This window comes from uncultured Litoreibacter sp., from assembly GCF_947487515.1.
Lineage (GTDB): Bacteria > Pseudomonadota > Alphaproteobacteria > Rhodobacterales > Rhodobacteraceae > Litoreibacter.
Window position 1 is genome coordinate 676182 of record NZ_CANKWO010000002.1, and the last position, 20211, is coordinate 696392.

At 52.4% G+C, this 20211-nt stretch carries 19 protein-coding genes; 8 read left to right on the plus strand and 11 right to left on the minus strand.

All coding sequences use genetic code 11. From position 1 onward, the window contains the following. Positions 1 to 30: 30 nt before the first annotated feature. On the minus strand, positions 31 to 2289 hold the full coding sequence (locus tag Q0746_RS08955; protein ID WP_298259367.1) for an NADP-dependent malic enzyme: 2259 nt from the start codon (positions 2287 to 2289) through the stop codon (positions 31 to 33). Between the two features lie 161 nt (positions 2290 to 2450). On the opposite strand from Q0746_RS08955, the gene mutS reads away from it, so the two are divergent. After that, positions 2451 to 5069 carry a DNA mismatch repair protein MutS gene (gene mutS / locus Q0746_RS08960; RefSeq protein WP_298259723.1) on the plus strand — a complete coding sequence of 873 codons (2619 nt, stop codon included), beginning with the start codon at positions 2451 to 2453 and terminating at the stop codon, positions 5067 to 5069. Here mutS and Q0746_RS08965 read toward each other — a convergent pair. Beyond that, on the minus strand, positions 5055 to 5606 hold the full coding sequence (locus Q0746_RS08965; protein ID WP_298259369.1) for a nucleotide exchange factor GrpE: 552 nt from the start codon (positions 5604 to 5606) through the stop codon (positions 5055 to 5057). The genes mutS and Q0746_RS08965 overlap by 15 nt on opposite strands. An 8-nt stretch (positions 5607 to 5614) precedes the next feature. Then, on the minus strand, positions 5615 to 6676 hold the full coding sequence (hrcA, locus tag Q0746_RS08970) for a heat-inducible transcriptional repressor HrcA (protein WP_298259371.1): 1062 nt from the start codon (positions 6674 to 6676) through the stop codon (positions 5615 to 5617). A 94-nt stretch (positions 6677 to 6770) separates the two neighbouring features. Here hrcA and rph point away from each other — a divergent pair, with 94 nt between their 5' ends. The 3 genes from rph to hemW are packed head-to-tail and all read left to right on the plus strand — an operon-like array spanning position 6771 to position 9246. Continuing rightward, a complete protein-coding gene (gene rph, locus Q0746_RS08975; protein WP_298259373.1) occupies positions 6771 to 7484 on the plus strand; it encodes a ribonuclease PH in 714 nt (237 codons plus the stop codon). A gap of 3 nt (positions 7485 to 7487) precedes the next feature. Then, positions 7488 to 8096 (plus strand): RdgB/HAM1 family non-canonical purine NTP pyrophosphatase, encoded by a 609-nt coding sequence (gene rdgB, locus Q0746_RS08980; RefSeq protein WP_298259375.1) that lies wholly within the window; start codon positions 7488 to 7490, stop codon positions 8094 to 8096. Continuing rightward, positions 8086 to 9246, plus strand: coding sequence for a radical SAM family heme chaperone HemW (gene hemW, locus Q0746_RS08985; protein ID WP_298259377.1), 1161 nt, complete (start codon positions 8086 to 8088; stop codon positions 9244 to 9246). The genes rdgB and hemW overlap by 11 nt, the downstream gene beginning before the upstream one ends. A 2-nt stretch (positions 9247 to 9248) precedes the next feature. Here hemW and Q0746_RS08990 read toward each other — a convergent pair whose 3' ends face one another. The 7 genes from Q0746_RS08990 to hemJ all read right to left on the minus strand — a co-directional run bounded on the left by Q0746_RS08990 (position 9249) and on the right by hemJ (position 16597). Beyond that, entirely contained in the window at positions 9249 to 10130 is an 882-nt protein-coding gene (locus tag Q0746_RS08990; protein WP_298259379.1) for a ParB/RepB/Spo0J family partition protein, read from the minus strand. Position 10131: 1 nt separating this feature from the next. Further along, a complete protein-coding gene (locus tag Q0746_RS08995) occupies positions 10132 to 10932 on the minus strand; it encodes a ParA family protein (protein WP_298259381.1) in 801 nt (266 codons plus the stop codon). Further along, positions 10933 to 11565, minus strand: a complete 633-nt coding sequence (gene rsmG / locus Q0746_RS09000) for a 16S rRNA (guanine(527)-N(7))-methyltransferase RsmG (protein WP_298259383.1) — start codon at positions 11563 to 11565, stop codon at positions 10933 to 10935. It lies immediately after the preceding gene. Continuing rightward, positions 11562 to 13436 carry a tRNA uridine-5-carboxymethylaminomethyl(34) synthesis enzyme MnmG gene (mnmG, locus tag Q0746_RS09005; RefSeq protein WP_298259385.1) on the minus strand — a complete coding sequence of 625 codons (1875 nt, stop codon included), beginning with the start codon at positions 13434 to 13436 and terminating at the stop codon, positions 11562 to 11564. The genes rsmG and mnmG overlap by 4 nt, the downstream gene beginning before the upstream one ends. Before the next feature lie 2 nt (positions 13437 to 13438). Beyond that, a complete protein-coding gene (mnmE, locus tag Q0746_RS09010; protein WP_298259387.1) occupies positions 13439 to 14719 on the minus strand; it encodes a tRNA uridine-5-carboxymethylaminomethyl(34) synthesis GTPase MnmE in 1281 nt (426 codons plus the stop codon). Between the two features lie 31 nt (positions 14720 to 14750). Further along, positions 14751 to 16022: a transcription termination factor Rho gene (gene rho, locus Q0746_RS09015; RefSeq protein ID WP_298259389.1), complete on the minus strand. Its 1272-nt coding sequence runs from the start codon at positions 16020 to 16022 to the stop codon at positions 14751 to 14753. A gap of 122 nt (positions 16023 to 16144) precedes the next feature. Continuing rightward, positions 16145 to 16597, minus strand: coding sequence for a protoporphyrinogen oxidase HemJ (gene hemJ, locus Q0746_RS09020; RefSeq protein WP_298259391.1), 453 nt, complete (start codon positions 16595 to 16597; stop codon positions 16145 to 16147). 392 nt (positions 16598 to 16989) lie between these two features. On the opposite strand from hemJ, the gene Q0746_RS09025 reads away from it, so the two are divergent. The 4 genes from Q0746_RS09025 to dnaQ are packed head-to-tail and all read left to right on the plus strand — an operon-like array spanning position 16990 to position 19700. After that, a complete protein-coding gene (locus tag Q0746_RS09025; protein WP_298259393.1) occupies positions 16990 to 17589 on the plus strand; it encodes a Maf family nucleotide pyrophosphatase in 600 nt (199 codons plus the stop codon). Continuing rightward, entirely contained in the window at positions 17586 to 18419 is an 834-nt protein-coding gene (locus tag Q0746_RS09030) for a shikimate dehydrogenase (protein ID WP_298259395.1), read from the plus strand. Before Q0746_RS09025 ends, Q0746_RS09030 begins: the two co-directional genes overlap by 4 nt. Beyond that, positions 18416 to 19006: a dephospho-CoA kinase gene (gene coaE, locus Q0746_RS09035; RefSeq protein WP_298259397.1), complete on the plus strand. Its 591-nt coding sequence runs from the start codon at positions 18416 to 18418 to the stop codon at positions 19004 to 19006. Before Q0746_RS09030 ends, coaE begins: the two co-directional genes overlap by 4 nt. A gap of 1 nt (position 19007) precedes the next feature. Then, a complete protein-coding gene (gene dnaQ, locus Q0746_RS09040) occupies positions 19008 to 19700 on the plus strand; it encodes a DNA polymerase III subunit epsilon (protein ID WP_298259399.1) in 693 nt (230 codons plus the stop codon). On the opposite strand, the gene secB is transcribed toward dnaQ, so the two are convergent. Continuing rightward, positions 19697 to 20197 (minus strand): protein-export chaperone SecB, encoded by a 501-nt coding sequence (gene secB / locus Q0746_RS09045; protein WP_298259401.1) that lies wholly within the window; start codon positions 20195 to 20197, stop codon positions 19697 to 19699. The genes dnaQ and secB overlap by 4 nt on opposite strands. Positions 20198 to 20211 lie beyond the last annotated feature (14 nt).

Consider the following 20211-nt stretch of genomic DNA (forward strand, 5'->3'; position numbering starts at 1 on the left):
GAGGCGCCCTACTCGGGCGCTTCTTTGTTATTACTCTACCTTGCACGCGGCCATAACGGCCATGTTCAGGATGTCGTTGGTGGAGGACGTGGTTGAGCAAATTTGCACTGGATGATCCACGCCGCTCAGAATTGGGCCAATGACCGTGGCTCCGCCCATCTCTTGCATCAGTTTAACCGAAATCGACGCAGAGTGACGCGCAGGTACAACCAACACATTCGCAGGTCCGGTCAAACGGCAGAACGGGTAGTTTTCCATGACATCCATATTCATCGCGACGTCTACGGTCATTTCGCCATCATATTCGAAATCCACGCCGCGCTGATCCAGTACCTTTGGCGCAATGTGCATTTTCTCTGCCCGTTCACTCACTGGGTATCCAAAGGTCGAGAAGCTGACAAAGGCGACACGCGGCTCCAGCCCCAATGATCTCGCGGCGGCAGCCCCACGTTCCGCGATATCCGCAAGGTTATGCTCATCAGGCCATTCATGAACCAGCGTATCTGCAATCAAAACAATGCGGCCGTTCCGAAGCAACGCCGTGACGCCGACGGCGCCGTCTTCAACAGACACATCCAACGCGTGATTCAAAAGCTCCAAAACATGCGCGGACTTTCGGGTTGCCCCAGTGATCAACCCATCCCCGTGGCCATGCGCCAACATCAACGAAGAGAAAACGTGACGATCCCGAGCTGCCAACCGGTGCACATCTTGTAGATCATACCCTTTGCGCTGAAGCCGCCCATACAGGAATGATTTGTAGCTTTCCAAGTGTTCAGAGTTTCGCGCGTTCACGATTGTAAGCTCGCGGTAGGCGTCCTCTAACCCAGCCGCAGTCAGCTTTTCTTTAACGTCTTCCTCTCGGCCAACGACAAGCGACTGACCCAAGCCGGACCGCTGGTAAGCAACGGCAGCCCGAAGCACACGAATATCATCACCCTCCGCGAAAATCATGCGCGCGTTCTTCGACTTCGCCCGATTGTGCAAGCCTTCCAGCATCGACGCCGTCGGGTCCATACGGGACCGCAGGTCCACAATATAGCTATCCATATCGACAATCGGCTTACGGGATACACCTGTTTCCATTCCCGCCAAGGCAACCGCCGGCGGAATGGTGTGGATCAAACGCGGATCAAACGGCGTCGGGATGATATAATCGCGACCAAAGGTCAATTTTTGGCCATAGGCAACCGCGACCTCATCTGGCACATCTTCACGCGCCAGCTTTGCCAATGCTTCGGCGCATGCAATTTTCATTGCGTCATTGATGGTACGCGCACGAACATCCAGCGCACCGCGGAACAGATACGGGAAGCAAAGGACGTTGTTCACTTGGTTCGGATAGTCCGACCGCCCTGTCGCCACGATCGCATCCGGTCTAACCTCATGGGCGTCTTCGGGGGTGATCTCCGGATCTGGGTTCGCCATGGCAAAGATGACCGGATTGTCGGCCATCGATTTCACCATGTCCTGCGTCACTGCGCCCTTAGCCGACACACCAAGAAAAACGTCCGCTCCGGTCATCGCTTCTTCCAAAGTGCGCTCTGAGGTTTTGGCCGCATGCGCAGATTTCCACTGGTTCATTCCTTCGGTGCGGCCCTGATAGATCACGCCTTTGGTGTCGCAGACGATGCAGTTGTCATGCTGCGCGCCCATCGCTTTGATCAGCTCAATGCAGGCGATACCGGCGGCTCCGGCTCCGTTCAGAACAATCTTACAGTTCTCGATCTTCTTGCCAGTCAGGTGAAGCGCATTCAAAAGACCTGCGGCGCAGATGACGGCTGTTCCGTGCTGGTCGTCGTGAAAAACGGGGATGTCCATTTCTTCCCGAAGCCGCTGTTCGATGATGAAGCACTCTGGGGCCTTGATGTCTTCAAGGTTGATCCCGCCGAAACTTGGTCCCATCAGGCGAACCGCATTGATGAATTCTTCCGGATCTTCGGTATCCAGTTCCAAATCGATCGAGTTCACATCAGCGAACCGCTTGAACAGAACCGACTTGCCTTCCATCACCGGCTTTGAGGCCAATGCGCCAAGGTTTCCCAGCCCTAGAATGGCCGTCCCGTTCGAAATCACCGCAACCATGTTGCCTTTGGTTGTGTAATCATAGGCGGTTTCTGGGTTCTCCGCGATCGCCTCAACAGGAACCGCAACGCCTGGTGAATAGGCCAAGCTTAGATCACGCTGCGTCGCCATTGGTGTGGACGCGTTGATTTCCAGCTTTCCCGGGGTCGGCTCCAAATGGTAGGACAGCGCCTCTTCATCGGTAACACGGCTTTTCTTAGACATCTGTATTCTCTCCCTAGACCGATGACCTTGATAGACACGTTATCCCAGCACGACAACATCCATTGGAATTCGGGCTTTCGCCGCTCTGCTAGGGGCAGTAGAATTCGGGCAACACACCGGGGGGTGAAGCCTTGAACGTTGCAAATGCATCCGTAACGCCAATGATGGCGCAATATCTTGAAATTAAAGCTCAGTATCCGGATGCTTTGTTGTTTTACCGGATGGGCGATTTCTACGAGTTGTTCTTCGATGACGCTGTCGCGGCGTCGGAAGCGCTTGATATATCCCTCACCAAACGCGGCAAGCATTTGGGCAATGACATCCCGATGTGCGGCGTGCCTTTTCATGCCGCTGAGAACTATTTGCTGACCCTAATTCGCAAAGGTTTTCGCGTGGCTGTCGGAGAACAGCTGGAAACCCCTGCTGAGGCCAAGAAGCGCGGATCAAAATCTGTGGTGAAACGCGATGTTGTGCGGCTGGTCACCCCAGGCACCCTTACAGAAGACAGCCTGCTGGAGCCACGTCGTCACAATTTTCTTGCGGCATATTCTGAAATTCGCGGTGATGGGGCCATGGCGTGGGTTGATATTTCGACGGGCGACATGCGCGTGGGTCCTTGCTCTCGAATGCGGTTATCTCCGGAACTGGCGCGTCTTGCTCCCAGCGAGGTTTTGGTATCAGACACAGATTTTGAGGATCTTTCAGCCATCGTGGATGAAACAGGGTCTGCGATCACGCCTCTAAGCAAGGGTAGCTTTGACAGCACATCTGCCGAAAAGCGCCTTATTAGTCTCTATTCTGTCGGTTCTTTGGATGCTTTTGGAAGCTTTACGCGGGCAGAAGTTGCCGCCCTTGGCGCGTTGGTTGACTATCTCGACATCACCCAGAAAGGCAAACTTCCACTGCTGCGCCCGCCTGTTCGAGAAGCAGCCAACCGCCTGATGCAAATTGACGGGGCCACTCGGCGGAACTTGGAGTTGTCCCAAACACTAAGCGGGTCCCGAAAGGGGTCGCTGCTCGAAACGATTGACCGAACCTTGACCGCAGGCGGCGCTAGGCTTTTAGACCGAAGGCTATCCAGCCCCTCAACCGACCTTCAAGAGCTCCGAGCAAGGCTTGACTCAATCGACATGTTTTCAAGCGCACCGCAATTGCGCAGTGAGTTACGCGATGCCCTAAGGCACGTACCTGATATGGATCGCGCCCTGTCCCGCATTGCGATGAATAGGGGTGGGCCTCGTGATCTGGTAGCCCTGCGTGCAGGGTTAGAACAGTGTCTAACCTTGCGTAATTTGCTCAGTTCTGCAGATCTATCCACTGCCGTCCAAAACGCGGCAAACGATCTGGTTGGTCACGATCACATTGTGCAGATGTTACAAAGCACTTTGATTGCAGAGCCGCCACTATTGGCCCGTGACGGCGGGTTCATCGCAACCGGCTATCATTCCGAACTGGATGAAGTGCGCGAGCTTCGCGACAAAGGCCGACAGGTAATTGCCCAACACCAAACAGAATACGCGGCAGAGACAGGAATTACTGCCCTGAAGATCAAGCACAACAATGTACTGGGGTATTTTATTGAAACTACCGCAGCTCATGCCGATAAGATGCTGTCGCCCCCTCTGAGTGATCGATTCATTCACCGCCAGACCACGGCCAATGCAATTCGCTTCACGACGCTAGAGCTATCAGAGCTTGAAACCAAAATCCTGAACGCAGGTGGGCGCGCAACCTCTTTAGAGCTTCAAATTTTTGCGGATATCTGTGCTGAAGTCATTAACGAGAGCGCTCGACTATTTGCAGCGGCAGCAGCGCTGGCCCAACTTGATGTGTATTCTGCCCTTTCGGACTTGGCCGCCTCAGAAGACTGGACGCGACCAAACATTGACGAAAGCAGGGCATTTTCGGTGACCGGCGGGCGCCACCCTGTGGTTGAGAAAGCGCTGAAAGATCAAGGCACATCCCCCTTTGTCGCAAACGACTGTGATTTGTCGGCTCAGCAAGACGCATCAAGCATTTGGTTACTCACCGGTCCGAACATGGCGGGTAAGTCGACCTTTCTTCGGCAGAACGCGATTATCGCGCTTTTGGCCCAAATAGGGTCTTATGTTCCTGCGCAGACCGCGCATATTGGATTGGTTTCCCAGCTTTTCAGTCGCGTCGGCGCATCGGATGACTTGGCTCGTGGACGATCGACATTCATGGTCGAAATGGTCGAAACCGCCGCTATCTTGAACCAAGCGGATGATCGCGCTTTGGTAATTCTGGACGAGATTGGCCGCGGCACTGCGACTTATGACGGGCTGTCGATTGCTTGGGCCACCCTTGAGCACCTGCACGCCGCAAATACTTGTCGCGCGCTGTTTGCCACGCATTATCACGAACTCACGGCTTTGGCAGGCAAGCTGTCCGGCGTTGAAAACGCAACCGTGACTGTTAAGGAATGGGACGGCGACGTCATCTTTTTGCACGAAGTAAAGCGTGGCGCAGCAGATCGATCTTACGGCGTGCAGGTCGCCAAGCTTGCCGGCCTTCCGCCTTCGGTGATTGAGCGCGCAAAAATCGTGCTCGAGCAGTTGGAACAAGGGGAACGCGAAGGCGGGGTGAAACCAAAGGCGCTGATCGATGATCTGCCGTTGTTCGCATCAACCCCTGCACCCGCCCCTATCGTCAAAACGTCTTTGGCCGATGAGAAGCTAAAAGAAATCTCGCCCGACGAATTAACGCCGCGCGAGGCTTTGCAATTATTATATGAGCTTAAGGAACTAAGCCGGAGTTGACGAAACACCAACCTGCGCAGGACGCAGCAAGCGGTCGTGCAGCAAGAACCCTTCGGCCATCACCTGAATGATGTCGCCCGCCTTTGTGTCAGGCAGCGGTGCTTCGAACATTGCTTGGTGGAGCTGAGGATCAAAGCGTTCGCCAACCTCAGGCATCACAGGTTCAATCTTGTGCTTGCCAAAAACGTGGATCAATTCACGCAATGTCAGCTCTACCCCTTCAAACACAGCCTTCGCAGCTTCGCGTTGCGCATCATCTGCTGCGTCCAAAGCGCGGCGCAGGTTGTCATAGACTGGCAACATATCTTTCGCCAGCTTTGTGCCACCGTAGTTTTCGGCTTCGCGACGATCACGTTCACCGCGTTTACGCATATTTTCAACGTCCGCCAATGTACGCAGAAGGCGGTCCTTCAGCATGTCGCGCTCTTCAATAAGCGCCTGCAGTTCGTCGTTCTCTTCCATGATGTCCACGGTCTCTTCGGCCATGGCCTCCAAGTGATCCGTTTGAAAATCATCTTCGTTGTTCACGTCAGACATTTGTACCTCTACCCACCGTCCGAAATCAGTTTCCCAACCATCTGCGCCGTATAATTCACGATTGGGACAATCCGTCCATAGTTCAATCGTGTAGGGCCAATCACCCCAACGGCACCGATGATCTTTCGATCAGAGTTCATATAGGGAGAGACCACCAAAGAGGAACCCGAAAGTGAAAAGAGTTTGTTCTCAGAGCCAATAAAAATGCGCACACCCTCTCCAGCATCGGTCAATTCAAGGAATTCTGCGATGTCACGCTTGCGTTCAAGGTCGTCAAACAGCGCACGGACCCGATCAAGCGCCTCTGAGTCTTCGGCATTTTCAATCAGATTCGATCTGCCGCGAACGATTAGGCGTTCAATCTGTTCGTTCTCATTCTCCCAAACTGCCAATCCGGTTTTTACAAGGTCTTGCGCTAGAATATCCAACTCCTGACGTCTGGACTTGATCTCTGTCTCAATACGCCCGCGCAGTTCGGTAATCGTGGAGCCCACAGCCAAAGCATTTAGAAAGTTCGCAGCCTCGCGCATCGAGGACGGTGTTTGCCCAATTGGCGGCGTGAACACGCGGTTTTCTACATGGCCATCTGCAAAAACCAGCACCACCAAAGCGCGATCTGCGGCAAGGCTTACAAATTCGATGTGCTTGATTGGCGCTTCGTGTTTCGGGGTCAAAACTAGGCTTGCGCCCTGTGTTAGACCCGATAATGCAGACCCCACCCGATCCAACATCACTCCGACATCACGGTCGTTACTTCCTAAAGTCGCGTCCAGCTTTTCGCGGTCTCGGGTGTTGACCTCATCTACTTCCAACAAGCCATCCACAAACATGCGCAGCCCTGCTTGTGTTGGAATACGGCCCGCCGACACATGAGGACTATCCAAAAGCCCCATCAGTTCCAGATCATGCATGACATTGCGAATGGTCGCGGCACTTACGCTTTCGCTAAGCGATTGGGACAATCTGCGCGAGCCCATCGGTTCCCCGTTGGAAAGATACGATTCGACGATCCGCTGAAAAACCTCACGGCTACGGTCGTTCATCTGTGACAGGTTATCATCGCGGGTCATCGGGTATCTTCTCATCTTGGTGGCAGTCTTCAATGTGGCTTGCAACCAAGCGTATCACAAGGGTAACTGAAAGCGTTCCAACAGGAGAGTTCACATGCGCCCATCCGGCCGCCAGCTAGACGAAATGCGTTCGATTACAATCGAGACCAATGTAACCCGCCACGCCGAAGGATCTTGCCTGATCAAATGCGGCGATACGCATGTTCTTTGCACCGCGTCAGTCGATGCCCGCGTGCCGTCATTTTTGCGCAATTCTGGGCTTGGGTGGGTCACTGCAGAATATGGAATGCTGCCGCGCGCAACTCATACGCGCATGAACCGCGAAGCCAAACGCGGGCAGTCGGGCCGTACACAAGAAATTCAGCGCCTGATCGGTCGTTCTTTGCGGGCCGGTGTAGATCGCGTGGCAATGGGCGAACGGCAGATCGTCGTGGATTGCGATGTAATCCAAGCAGATGGCGGCACGCGTTGCGCCTCTATCACTGGCGGTTGGGTGGCGCTGCGGCTTGCAGTAAACGCCCTGATGAAAGCCGGTGACATCACTACTGACCCGTTAACCGATCATGTGGCTGCGGTTAGCTGCGGGATCTATGCCGGCCAGCCCGTTGTTGATCTGGACTACCCAGAAGACAGCGACGCGGGAACGGACGCAAATTTTGTCATGACCGGCAGTCTTGGCCTGATCGAAGTGCAAGCCTCTGCAGAAGGTGCCACTTTCAGCCGTGACGAGTTGAACCAACTTATGGATCTCGCCGAGAAAGGCGTGTCTGAACTTACCGCAGCCCAAAAAGCTGCTGTCGGGGGCTAGGATATGCGCAAGTTCAGCGGTGATACCTTGCTGGTGGCCAGCCACAACAAAGGGAAACTCGAAGAAATCTCCGAGCTGCTCAAGCCGTATGGCATCACAGTAACCTCCGCCGCTGATCACAACCTGCCGGAGCCGGAGGAGACCGAAACCACATTCGTCGGAAACGCACGCATCAAAGCACATGCCGCAGCTAAAGCTACCGGCTTGCCAGCATTGGCCGATGACAGCGGGATCGAAGTGGATTGCCTAGACGGAGCACCTGGCGTCTACACTGCCGATTGGTCCGAAACACCAAACGGTCGCGACTTTGAGTTGGCAATGAACCGAACCTACCAAGAAATTCTCAAGACGGGATCACCCGCGCCGTGGATATCCCGTTTTTGCGCAACCTTGGTTCTGGCATGGCCAGACGGGCACGACGAGGTATTCGCCGGCACCATGGAGGGCCAAGTCGTTTGGCCGATGCGCGGCGATCAAGGTCATGGGTATGATCCGATCTTTCAACCTGACGGATACGACATCACGTTTGGCGAAATGGATCGTTGGGAGAAAAACAAAATCAGTCACCGCTCAGACGCTTTTGCAAAACTGGTAAAAGCCTTTGGTCCCTGAGAATTGGCAACGCGCGGGCTTTGGGGTCTATGTTCATTGGCCCTTTTGCCAAGCCAAATGCCCCTACTGCGATTTTAACAGTCACGTCGTCGCGAATGTAGATCAATCCGCGTGGGTTAGAGCCTATTTGCACGAGTTAGACAGGCTTGCACTGCAGACACCCGACAGGGTTGTCAGCACGATCTTCTTCGGCGGAGGAACCCCTAGCCTGATGCTACCGGAGACCGTTGATGCGATCATTGATCGCATCCGGTCAAACTGGCGGTGCAGCAATGACATAGAGATTAACCTCGAGGCCAACCCCACCTCCGTAGAAGCGTCCCGATTTCTGGGATTCAAGGAAGCTGGCGTAAATCGAATTTCTATGGGCATTCAGGCGCTCAATGATCCCGATCTGAAGAAGCTTGGTCGACTACATAGCGTATACGAGGCCGAGAAAGCCTTTGATGTTGCGCGAACCCTATTTGAGCGGGTGAGTTTTGATCTCATCTATGCGCGACAGGATCAATCTGCCGCTGATTGGGAGGCCGAGCTAACAAAGGCCCTTGGAATGGCTGTCGATCACCTGTCTCTTTATCAATTAACCATTGAAGACGGCACCGCCTTTGGCGATCGCTTTGCCCGCGGTGGACTTCAGGGGCTTCCCAGTGATGACCTCTCTGCAGATCTGTACGAGATCACTCAGTCTCTGACGCAAAAGTATGGGTTTGGGGCCTATGAAGTGTCTAATCATGCCAAACAGGGTCAAGAATCCCGTCATAATCTCATCTATTGGCGCGGTGGGGACTATGTTGGCGTAGGCCCTGGAGCACACGGACGATATGATGTCGGCGACGCGCGCAAAGCTACTGAGACCTATTTAGGGCCTCAAAAGTGGCTAGACGCAGTGGCAAGCAGTGGGAATGGAGAAAGCAGCACCAATTTGCTGCCCAAATCGGAACAGGCCTTGGAGTATCTGTTGATGTCCCTAAGGCTATCCGAAGGATGTGATCTTCACCGCCTGAATGATCTTGATGGCAGCTTGGTTTCAGAAAATAAAATCAATGACTTAGTGACCACTGGTCACCTAATGGTTCAAGACCAACGCTTGATTGTACCACCGTCAGCGAAGATCCTGCTTAACTCTATCCTTGGGCAACTGGTCGGGTAACCCTAATTTCCCACCAGCAAGCGGCAAACTTCATCAAGTTGTTCAAAGTCTTTGTAAGAGATCGTCACGCGGCCACCTTCAGTCCCAGCGATGTGATCAATGCTCACTGGCATCTTCAAGGTCGCGGATAGGTCGCCCTCTAACGCCTTGGTGTCAGGATCTTTTTCCGCCTTCGCTTTCCCTTTAGTAGGTTTTGCTTTCGGGGAATCTGCCTTTGCCAACCGCTCTGTTTCGCGAACGGACAGGCCTTCTTTCACGACCTTTCGAGCAAGTTCGCTAGCATTTTCAGATGTGATCAAAGCCCGCGCATGACCGCTGGAAAGATCCCCTTGGCGAAGCATCTGAATTACATCTTCCGGTAAACTCAGCAAGCGCATCAAATTGGCAATGTGACTACGGCTTTTCCCCAAGGCAGTCGCAAGCTGTTCCTGAGTGTGGCCGAATTTATCTTGAAGTTGGCGATAGCCCATCGCCTCTTCTACGGGGTTAAGATCCGCACGTTGAATATTTTCAATGATCGCTATTTCGAGAACTTCAGTGTCGTTCATCTCGCGAACAACCACCGGAACCTCGTGAACCTGAGCAATCTGGGCCGCCCGCCAGCGCCGCTCTCCGGCGATAATCTGAAACCCGTCAGAAGTGTTTGGATGCGTGCGCACGATCAGAGGCTGAATAATGCCTTTTTCCCTGATAGATTCGGCCAGTTCATCAAGATCAGATTTAACAAAATCACGACGTGGTTGATCCGGATTGGGCTCAATTCGCTCAATTGGAACGATACGTTCACCCACGGCCCCTTTGGTTTCTTCTTTCTCCGGTGCAGTTACATCAATATCAGCCATCAACGCTGAAAGACCGCGACCAAGTCCTCGTTTTTCTGCCATGTTAAGCTCCGTTCTGATGTAAGTGTCGTGAAAGCATTTCAGTCGCCAAAGACTTATACGCAACAGCGCCAAGAGAATTTGGATCGTAGTTTATGACTGGTAAACCAAATGAAGGCGCTTCACTTAACCTTACATTTCTTGGGATCATTGTCTTAAACACAAGATCTCGTAGGTTTTCACGCACATCCAACTCTACTTGGTGGCACAAATTGTTGCGTCTATCATACATAGTTAACACAACACCTTCTAATCTTAGCTTTGAATTTGCGGTCTCTCGTATTTCTCGAACGGAAAGCATCAGCTGTGAAAGCCCCTCCAGCGCGAAAAATTCAGCCTGAAGGGGAACCAAGACAGAGTCAGACGCGACCATCGCGTTCAGAGTCAGCAAGTTCAGTGACGGAGGGCAGTCAATCAGGATGTAATCCAAATCTAGGGCGTCTACATCAGGGCCCGTTAAGGCATCACTAATCAAGAATACCCGCCGCGCAGTCGAGACCAATTCAAGATCAGCCGAACTAAGATCGGAGTTCGCCGGAGAGATAAACAAATTCGGAACTTCTGTTTTACGAAGTATTTCGGACAGCGGTTTTTCGTTGAGGAGAAGGTCATATGTAGTATGTTCACGATCACCGTGATCTACACCTAGGCCTGTGGACGCGTTACCTTGTGGATCAAGATCAATCAACGCGACGCGCAAGCCCTTTGCTGCCAAGGACGCACCAAGGTTAATTGTGGTTGTTGTCTTCCCCACACCACCCTTTTGGTTTGCGACAGAGATGATCTTAGGAGGCTTTTTTGCCATTTATGTCGCTCGCTTCAAGCCAGTTATAGCCAGCAAAGCTGACTCGGAATTCGTTGCACTTGTTTGTTTTTCAACATGAAATTCCCACATTTGAGATGCCGTGTCCAGTTCGAGCTGATGCTGCGCCCCTTTTAGGAACAGCCCCGTTCCGTCAGCGCTCATATGTGTTTTCGTCATTTCAAATAGATCGCTCAACGGCGCCAATGCGCGCGCAGTCACAACATCGGCATTTTGAGAAGGAATATTCTCTACTCGCTCAGCAAAAACCGTAACGTTCAAACCCATTTCACGTGCGGCGGTAGTTAGAAATGCTGATTTCCGAACATCGGATTCCACTAAGGAAACGCTCAATTCAGGGCGCTTCTCAGTCGCCATCGCCGCAATCACTAAGCCTGGAAAGCCACCGCCCGATCCGAAGTCGATCAACCTTTCGGCAGTTTCCGGAATGGCCTGAAAAACTTGTGCAGAATCCAAGAAATGGCGTGACCAAATCTGTGAAGCGGTTGATTTGGCAATCAGGTTTATCTTGGACGTCCACTTTATCAGCAGATTTTCATAAACTTGAAGCTTCTCCACTGTTTCACGTGAAACATTTTGATCTAAAGCGAAGAGTTCCTGCTCACGTGCGCTCATCCGACACGCCTCTTATTGGACTTAAGGCGGCCCAGTATAAGCGTAAGCGCTGCTGGAGTAATCCCATCAACCTTTGCCGCTTGGGCAAGAGATGAAGGCTTCGCACGATTGAGCTTCGCCTTTAACTCGTTTGATAGGCCGACCAGTGAGTCAAAATCAAAATCATCTTCAATTACAATCGCTTCATCACGCTGAAGAGCTTCAGCATCCTTGTTTTGCCGTCCAATATAGTTGGCATAGAGCGCATCTCTGGAAATCTGAGTTGAGATTTCAGGCTCGTATGACCCGGCATTCGGCAGCAAAGACGTCAACGCCTTTAGATCAACATCGGGGAAGGATAGCAGTTCAAATGCGGAACGTCTTTTGCCATCTTTATTGACCCTTAAACCAACCTTCTCTGCTTCTTGAGGCGAAACAAGGACAGCATCCAGATCAGCACGAATGGCATCCAGTTTCTGTTTCTTAACTTCGAACAGGTGCTGACGCTCTTGGCCCACACAGCCAATCTTCACGCCACGCATGGTTAACCGTTGATCAGCATTATCTGCACGAAGCGACATGCGAAACTCTGCTCTAGATGTAAACATCCGATATGGTTCAAGCACGCCTCGCGTGGTGAGGTCATCCACCATCACCCCAATATAGGCTTCTGCGCGGCTAAGAATGAATTCTTCTTTTCTCCGAACTCGATTGGCAGCGTTAACGCCCGCCATGAGACCCTGCGCACCAGCCTCTTCATAACCCGTGGTCCCATTGATCTGCCCAGCCAAATACAGGCCTGAAACTGCTCTTAACTCAAGCGTTTGCTTTAGCGCTCTGGGGTCAATGTAGTCATACTCAATCGCATATCCAGGTTGCAAAATCTTAGCGTTTTCAAGCCCTTGAATGGAATGTACGTAGTTTTCCTGAACTTCGATCGGCAACGAAGTAGAGATTCCATTAGGATAGACTGCGTTGCTTTGCAGCCCTTCGGGTTCAAGGAATACTTGATGAGACGTTTTGTCAGCAAACCGAACAATTTTATCTTCAATAGATGGGCAGTACCTAGGTCCAACCCCGTCGATGTGCCCGCCATACATTGCGGATCGATCTAGATTATCCCGAATTATGTCGTGGGTTTTCTCATTTGTGTGCGTAATGGCGCAGTAAATCTGTCGCGCGGCAGGCTTTTTCGACATGAAGGAGAATAGTTCAGGCATATCATCGCCCGGTTGCTCTTCCAGCTCCGACCAATTGATCGTGTCACTGGCCAAACGCGGTGGAGTACCCGTTTTCAACCGCCCCATATCCACGCCAAAGCTATCAATACGCTCAGCAAGCTTGACGACTGCATCGTCTCCGATCCGGCCACCAGGCCGCGAAACATCTCCGATGTGAATAACGCCTCGCAAGAATGTCCCAGTGGTTAGAACGACTGCTCCACATTCAACTGTGGATCCATCTTTCAAGCAAACACCGGTTACGCGATCTCCAACCATGGTAAGATCAGAGACTTCCCCCTCAACCACTGTCAAATTGGCTTGGGCTGCAATAAGCGACTGAATCGCCTTACGATACAGATCGCGATCCGCCTGAGCCCGCGGCCCTTGAACGGCTGGGCCCTTCCTGCGATTCAACAGTCGAAATTGAATACCAGCAGCGTCTGCAGCCTTCCCCATTATTCCGTCAAGCGCATCAATTTCGCGCACCAAATGGCCTTTTCCCAACCCGCCAATTGCTGGGTTGCAGGACATAACGCCAATAGTATCAGCCTTTTGCGTTATCAAAGCAGTGTGCGCGCCAGTTCGGGCGGCAGCGTGAGCAGCTTCCGTACCAGCGTGTCCGCCACCAATGACGACAACATCAAATTTCGAATGTTTCACGTGAAACACTCCTATTTACCAAGACAAAAACTTGCGAAAATCTCATCCAACACGGATTCGACGTCCACGCGACCTATCATACTTTCCAATGCGCGCACCGCTGTCCGCAGCTCTTCAGCAGCTATTTCCGCACGATCCATTCCATATAGCATTTCTTCGTCACAACTAAATAGCGCTTTCGATGCTTTCATCAACGCCACGCGATGTCGTTCACGAACTGCTAAACCTGCGCCCGCTGCCCTCGACTCAAGTGCGCTGAACACATCTCCCAACAGATCAGCGACCCCTTCACCGGTTAACCCGGAGATACCGACGCCGCATTGATCAGACTTACCACGGACGACAAGGTCATCTGACTGAACAGCGATCCTGTCATCGACCCCATTCTCATCAACGAGAAACACACGCAGATCAGCGGATTGGGCGCGCCTGACCGCAAGGTCAATCCCCAAGGCTTCCACTTCGTCTTCAGTTTCTCGCAATCCAGCCGTGTCGAGGAAAGTTATTGGTAGGCCTCGAATGTCCATCCGAACTTCCACAATGTCCCGCGTAGTCCCCGCCACTGACGAGGTAATAGCAGCGTCACGACCAGCTAAAGCATTGAGAAGTGTGGATTTCCCGATGTTTGGGGGGCCTACTATAGCAACTTCGAAGCCGTCTCGAATGCGCTCTGCCGCGCCGACGCCATCGGCCATTATGTCTAGCTCTGCCCGAACCCCATTGGTAAGGTTTCGAACCTCCGGTGACACATCAACTGGCACGTCTTCATCGGCGAAGTCGATTGTTGCCTCCAGCAGCGCCGCTGCACGGACCAAGTCCTGCCGCCAAGCTTCTGCTTTTTTTCCCAATGCACCACTGAACACACGAACAGCTTGCTTGCGTTGCGCTTCGGTTTCCGCATCAATCAGATCGGCAAGTCCTTCGACTTGCGCTAGGTCGAGGCTCCCATTCTCCAACGCACGCCGCGTAAACTCACCTGGTTCAGCCAGCCTTAAGCCATCCATATCACCAAGCTGTTTTAGAACGGCCGAAACAATTGCTGGGCTTCCATGGGTCTGGATCTCAACGACTTCTTCGCCCGTAAAGCTAGCGCCATGATCAAAACCAAGAATAAGCGCCTGATCGATCAATTCACCGTCTAAATCATAGATAGAAGCAAGAACGGGCTTTCGGGTAGGAACTGAACGGCGCGCCAGCTTAGAAACCACAGATAGCGCCTCTGGTCCAGAAATTCTGACTATAGAAACACCAGCCTTACCCCGCGCAGTCGCGAGGGCGAATATCGTATCCATATTCTCATACCTTACTGTTTTTAAACAGAAATTAGGTGTTCATCGAGTCGAAGAAATCTGAATTTGACTTGGTTTGCTTCAACTTACCAATCAGGAACTCAATCGCGTCAGTGGTCCCCATGGGGTTCAGAATACGGCGCAATACAAAGGTCTTCTGCAGATCATTCTTATCGACCAACAGCTCTTCTTTACGCGTCCCAGATTTAAGAATGTCCATCGCAGGGAACACACGTTTATCTGCAACCTTACGGTCCAATACGATTTCGGAGTTACCAGTCCCTTTGAATTCCTCAAAGATAACCTCGTCCATGCGCGATCCAGTATCGATCAACGCAGTGGCGATGATCGTCAAAGAGCCACCCTCTTCAATGTTGCGGGCAGCCCCAAAGAAGCGTTTTGGGCGCTGTAGGGCGTTGGCATCAACACCACCGGTCAACACCTTACCGGAGGAAGGGACCACAGTGTTAAATGCACGGCCCAGACGCGTGATGGAATCCAGCAGGATCACAACATCACGTTTATGTTCCACAAGGCGTTTCGCCTTCTCGATGACCATTTCTGACACGCCAACGTGGCGGGTAGCCGGTTCATCAAAGGTAGAGCTTACGACCTCACCCTTAACGGAACGTTGCATGTCGGTAACTTCTTCCGGACGCTCATCAATCAAAAGCACGATCAGATAGCATTCTGGATGATTTTGTTCGATCGATTTAGCGATATTTTGCAGCAAAACCGTCTTACCAGTCCGCGGCGGAGCAACGATCAACGAACGTTGACCCTTCCCGATTGGCGCAACCAGATCAATAATCCGCGCCGAGCGATCCTTGATCGTCGGATCTTGCAGTTCCATATTCAACCGCTCGTCGGGGTAGAGCGGCGTCAAATTGTCAAAAGACACCTTATGACGGGCCTTTTCCGGATCTTCGAAGTTAATCAAAGTCACCGATGTGATTGTAAAGTAGCGCTCATTCTCGCCGGGCGCGCTCATCACGCCTTCCACCGTATCCCCTGTCCGCAGGGAATGTTTACGAATCATATCCGGCGACAGGTAGATGTCGTCGGGGCCTGGTAGATAGTTAGCCTCAGGAGATCGCAAAAACCCGAACCCGTCTTGAAGAACCTCCAAAACACCGTCGCCCGAAATTTCCCAACCGTCTTCCGCCTGCTCCTTGAGGATCGAGAACATGATGTCCCCTTTCCGCATCGTCGAGGCGTTCTCAATCTCCAGCTCCTCAGCCATGGCCACCAGCTCTGCGGGGCTGGTTTTCTTAAGGTCAGCGAGATTCATCTTTTCTTCGGACATAATAGGTCACCCAATTCAGGCGGCGGTCAAGCCAGTCGGATATGTAATATTCAGGGAGTCATGGCAGCCGGACGGCTACTGACGCGGTAACTAGACTTCAAACAAGTCCAAGTCAATGTTGATCAAAACGGCCGAACGATAACCATTACAACAATAACTATCATAAACACCGTCGGCACTTCGTTCATAATCCGATAGGTACGGCCCGCGCGAATGTTTTCACCACGCTCGAATTCTTTCCGGCGATATCCCAGCCAGTGATGAAACCAAGTCATCCCAAGAACAGCCGCAGCTTTCACCCAAGGCCATCCCAGTGACCAATCCACGATCCCCGGCGTGAAAACCAAACAAAGCCCGAATACCCACGTGCTTATCATTGCAGGGTTCATGATCACCCGCAGAAGCTTGTACTCCATCATTTGAAATAGCTGATCGGTATCAGAACCGACTTCAACTTTCTCTGCATGATGCACAAACAAACGGGGAAGATAGAACAAACCTGCCATCCACGAGATCACCGAGATTACATGCAGGCTTTTGGTCCAAGGGTAAATCTCTGCAAGAAAGTCGGTCATAAGTGCCTCGCGTTCATTTTACCTTAATAAATAAATAAAGAAGAAAGAAAAGATGATGTTGTTAGTAGGTACAGTGGATACTGTGGATCAAAGACTTGTCCACGGTTCTGCGGGATACACGAAAAAGTTCTTCACAGATAATTTCTGAGTAAAATTAAATATATAAATCAATAAGTTAATGATATTTTTCGATACTCGAATCTGTGGATAAACCCTGTATGACTTTGCATAAACCGGTTTCGCTCACAGCCATGTTTTGGAGTACTCACAAGGGATAAGCAGCAGGCCATCTATCGAACAGTGTGGGTAAAGCAGCTTGGTTATCTGAACGCAGTGGATAAGACAGGCCAAGCGCAATATATATCCCTAAGGTTTCCCTCAGAGTTATCCACATGACACGCTCCATTATCCTCGCATCCGGTTCTGAAACACGGAAGGCAATGCTTCAGCAAGCAGGCGTCGAATTCACCTCTATGCTGGCGCGCATAGATGAAGAAAACATTAAAGCCTCTTTGGTTGCAGAAGAGGCCACTCCAAGAGACATCGCAGACACCTTGGCCGAGTTCAAAGCGCGGCGTGTCGCCAATAAGCACACAGATGCTTTAGTGATTGGCAGCGATCAGGTTCTGGAATTCGGGCGAGAGATACTTTCCAAGCCTACCTCCCCTGAAGATGCGATAGCACAGCTCACTAAACTTTCCGGTAAATCGCACAAATTATTGTCGGCCGTTGTGATCTACCAAGAGGCCAAACCAGTTTGGCGCACCGTTGGTCAGGTTCGCTTAACCATGCGTGTGCTAAGTCCTGACTATATCGAGGGCTACGTTGCACGAAACTGGGACGATATTCGCCACAGTGTGGGCAGCTACCAGCTTGAAGCAGAAGGCGCGCGGCTTTTTGCTCGGGTTGACGGAGACTATTTCACCGTTCTCGGTATGCCGCTATTAGATGTATTAGGGTTTTTAACCATGTCAGGAGCAATAGACGGATGAGCAGCGACACTATCCTCTTGGCGGGGGTGATTGGGCATCCAATCACGCATAGCAAATCCCCCATTCTTCATGGCCATTGGCTGAAACGATATGGCATCAAGGGACATTACATCCCGATGGATGTCTCTAGCGTCAACCTGCCCCATGTTTTGAACAATCTGCCGAAAATGGGGTTTCGGGGGGTGAACATCACCATTCCTCACAAGGAAAATGTACTTGATATCGCGGATGTGATTTCCGATAGGGCTGCGTTGATCGGGGCCGCAAATACGCTGACGTTTCAAAGCGACGGGAAGCTGCATGCCGACAACACCGACGGGTTCGGTTTTATCGCGAACCTGAAGCAAGAAGCACCTGGATGGGACCCGAAAGCTGGGCCTGCGCTAGTTCTTGGGGCTGGCGGGGCATCTCGCGCGATTGTCGCGGCGTTGCTGCATGAGCAGGTGCCAGAAATCATTCTGACCAACCGCACTCGCGCCCGCGCTGATGCGTTGAAAGCGCATTTTGGCGGGAAGATCAAAGTAGTGGATTGGACCCAAGCAGCAAGCCATCTGGACGAGGCAACGACCCTTGTAAACACCACGTCACTCGGCATGACTGGCAAGGAAGACCTTAAGTTCAACTTAGATGCCCTCACTCCGAAAACTCTGGTGACGGATATTGTCTACAATCCGTTAATCACCCCGCTGTTGGCGCAAGCGCAGGACCGCGGATGCTTCACAGTTGATGGTTTGGGGATGTTACTTCATCAAGCAGCACCCGGATTTGAGCGGTGGTTTGGTCGCGCGCCTCAGGTTGACGCGGAACTGCGCCGTGCCGTGTTGGAATGACCAAGGGCTGCTTTGTTTTGGGGCTTACGGGCTCCATCGGGATGGGGAAATCCACCACCGCACAGATGTTTCGCGATCTTGGCGTTCCCGTTTGGGACGCCGATAAAACCGTTGCAGACCTCTATGCAGAAGGTGGCGCTGCGATCCCTGCATTGAAGATGTTGAACGAAGACTATGTGTCCGGTGGCGCGGCAGATCGCGACAGGATGAAACGCATTATTTCGGCCAACCCAGAGGCGTTAAAGGAAATCGAGGCCGTCGTGCATCCATTGGTTCGCGATAGTCGTCAGGCTTTTTTGATAGACCACGCTGACAGCCCCTTAGTGGTGCTGGATATTCCGCTTTTGTTTGAAACATCTGGGCAGGATCACGTCGACGCTGTTTTGGTTGTCTCTGCCCCAAGTGACGTGCAGCGTGAACGTGTGCTGGGACGGGGGACAATGTCACCGGAAGTCTTTGAGGCCATCTTGGCCAAACAACTACCAGATGATCAAAAGCGCGCTCGCGCTGACTACATTATCGAGACGCGCACCCTTGAAGCCACCAAGGCGGACGTGACATCTTTGGTCGAAGAATTAGGGGCCTAAGATGCGCGAAATCGTACTAGACACAGAAACCACCGGCTTTGAGCCAGGTGAAGGCGACCGCATCGTCGAAATCGGCGCGGTAGAGCTGCTCAACCATATGCCAACCGGCAAAGTTTATCATCAGTACATCAACCCTGAACGTTCAATGCCGGCGGGCGCATTTGAAGTTCATGGGCTTGGTGACGAATTTCTGCGCGATAAGCCGGTTTTCAAGAACATTGCTCAGGCGTTTCTGGATTTCGTCGGAGATTCCACGATGGTCATCCACAACGCAGCCTTCGATATGAAATTCCTGAACGCGGAGTTGGGCTGGGCTAAATTCAAACTGCTTCCGAATGAGCAGGCATTGGACACGTTGGCCATTGCTCGAAAGCGCTTTCCAGGGTCACCCGCGACGTTGGACGCACTTTGCAGACGGTTTGGTATCGACAACTCTGCGCGCGAAAAGCACGGAGCCCTCCTCGATAGTGAAATTCTAGCAGAAGTGTATCTGGAGCTGATCGGCGGGCGGCAACCGGATTTGGTCCTGTCCTCTACGGATGGCGGTGCGGGTCAGGACCGGTCTGCGCCGACTTGGCGTGCCGCGCCTCGGCCAACGCCACTTGCCTCGCGGATCACCGAAGAGGAACGCGCCGCCCATCAAACCTTCGTAGACAAGTTGGGCGACGCCGCTTTGTGGAAATCGACGACTTAAGCGTCGGCAGTTTTTGCCGCAGCTTCGGCCTGCGCGCGGCGCGCGAGTTCGTTGCGGTAAAGCGCTAGGAAGTCGATTGTTTCCAAGTTCAACGGCGGGAAGCCACCATCACGGGTCACATCCGATACGATGCGGCGCATGAACGGGAACAACATGCGCGGGCATTCGATCATCAAGTAGGGGTGCAATTGCTCTTCTGGGACGTTCTCGACTTGGAAAATGCCAGTGTACTCCAGTTCCAGCAGGAAGATCGGCTTACCTTCTCCGGTGGTTTTGGCGTTCACTTCCAGTTTGGTTGTAACCTCAAACTGGTTTTCTTCGCCGCGCTTTTTCGCGTCGAGGTTCACCTGAACCTGAATGTCCGGTGTTTGGTCACCTTCGCCAAGGCCCTTTTGGGCTGCGATGTTTTCAAAGGACATGTCTTTGATGAACTGAGCCAGAACTTGCATGCGGGGTGGTGTTGGGGCGGCGGGTGCCGCGCCGTTTTCTTCGGCCATCTTGGGCGTCTCCT

Excerpts from the sequence above, each read along its gene's own strand:
- coaE (WP_298259397.1), top strand. The coding sequence starts at position 18,416 with ATGACCAAGGGCTGCTTTGTTTTGGGGCTTACGGGCTCCATCGGGATG.
- Q0746_RS08965 (WP_298259369.1), bottom strand. The coding sequence starts at position 5,606 with ATGTCTGACGTGAACAACGAAGATGATTTTCAAACGGATCACTTGGAG.
- rph (WP_298259373.1), top strand. The coding sequence starts at position 6,771 with ATGCGCCCATCCGGCCGCCAGCTAGACGAAATGCGTTCGATTACAATC.
- rsmG (WP_298259383.1), bottom strand. The coding sequence starts at position 11,565 with ATGAGCGCACGTGAGCAGGAACTCTTCGCTTTAGATCAAAATGTTTCA.
- mutS (WP_298259723.1), top strand. The coding sequence starts at position 2,451 with ATGATGGCGCAATATCTTGAAATTAAAGCTCAGTATCCGGATGCTTTG.
- Q0746_RS08955 (WP_298259367.1), bottom strand. The coding sequence starts at position 2,289 with ATGTCTAAGAAAAGCCGTGTTACCGATGAAGAGGCGCTGTCCTACCAT.
- Q0746_RS09025 (WP_298259393.1), top strand. The coding sequence starts at position 16,990 with ATGACACGCTCCATTATCCTCGCATCCGGTTCTGAAACACGGAAGGCA.
- hrcA (WP_298259371.1), bottom strand. The coding sequence starts at position 6,676 with ATGACCCGCGATGATAACCTGTCACAGATGAACGACCGTAGCCGTGAG.
- Q0746_RS08995 (WP_298259381.1), bottom strand. The coding sequence starts at position 10,932 with ATGGCAAAAAAGCCTCCTAAGATCATCTCTGTCGCAAACCAAAAGGGT.
- dnaQ (WP_298259399.1), top strand. The coding sequence starts at position 19,008 with ATGCGCGAAATCGTACTAGACACAGAAACCACCGGCTTTGAGCCAGGT.
- Q0746_RS08990 (WP_298259379.1), bottom strand. The coding sequence starts at position 10,130 with ATGGCAGAAAAACGAGGACTTGGTCGCGGTCTTTCAGCGTTGATGGCT.
- rdgB (WP_298259375.1), top strand. The coding sequence starts at position 7,488 with ATGCGCAAGTTCAGCGGTGATACCTTGCTGGTGGCCAGCCACAACAAA.
- secB (WP_298259401.1), bottom strand. The coding sequence starts at position 20,197 with ATGGCCGAAGAAAACGGCGCGGCACCCGCCGCCCCAACACCACCCCGC.
- Q0746_RS09030 (WP_298259395.1), top strand. The coding sequence starts at position 17,586 with ATGAGCAGCGACACTATCCTCTTGGCGGGGGTGATTGGGCATCCAATC.
- mnmE (WP_298259387.1), bottom strand. The coding sequence starts at position 14,719 with ATGGATACGATATTCGCCCTCGCGACTGCGCGGGGTAAGGCTGGTGTT.
- hemJ (WP_298259391.1), bottom strand. The coding sequence starts at position 16,597 with ATGACCGACTTTCTTGCAGAGATTTACCCTTGGACCAAAAGCCTGCAT.
- rho (WP_298259389.1), bottom strand. The coding sequence starts at position 16,022 with ATGTCCGAAGAAAAGATGAATCTCGCTGACCTTAAGAAAACCAGCCCC.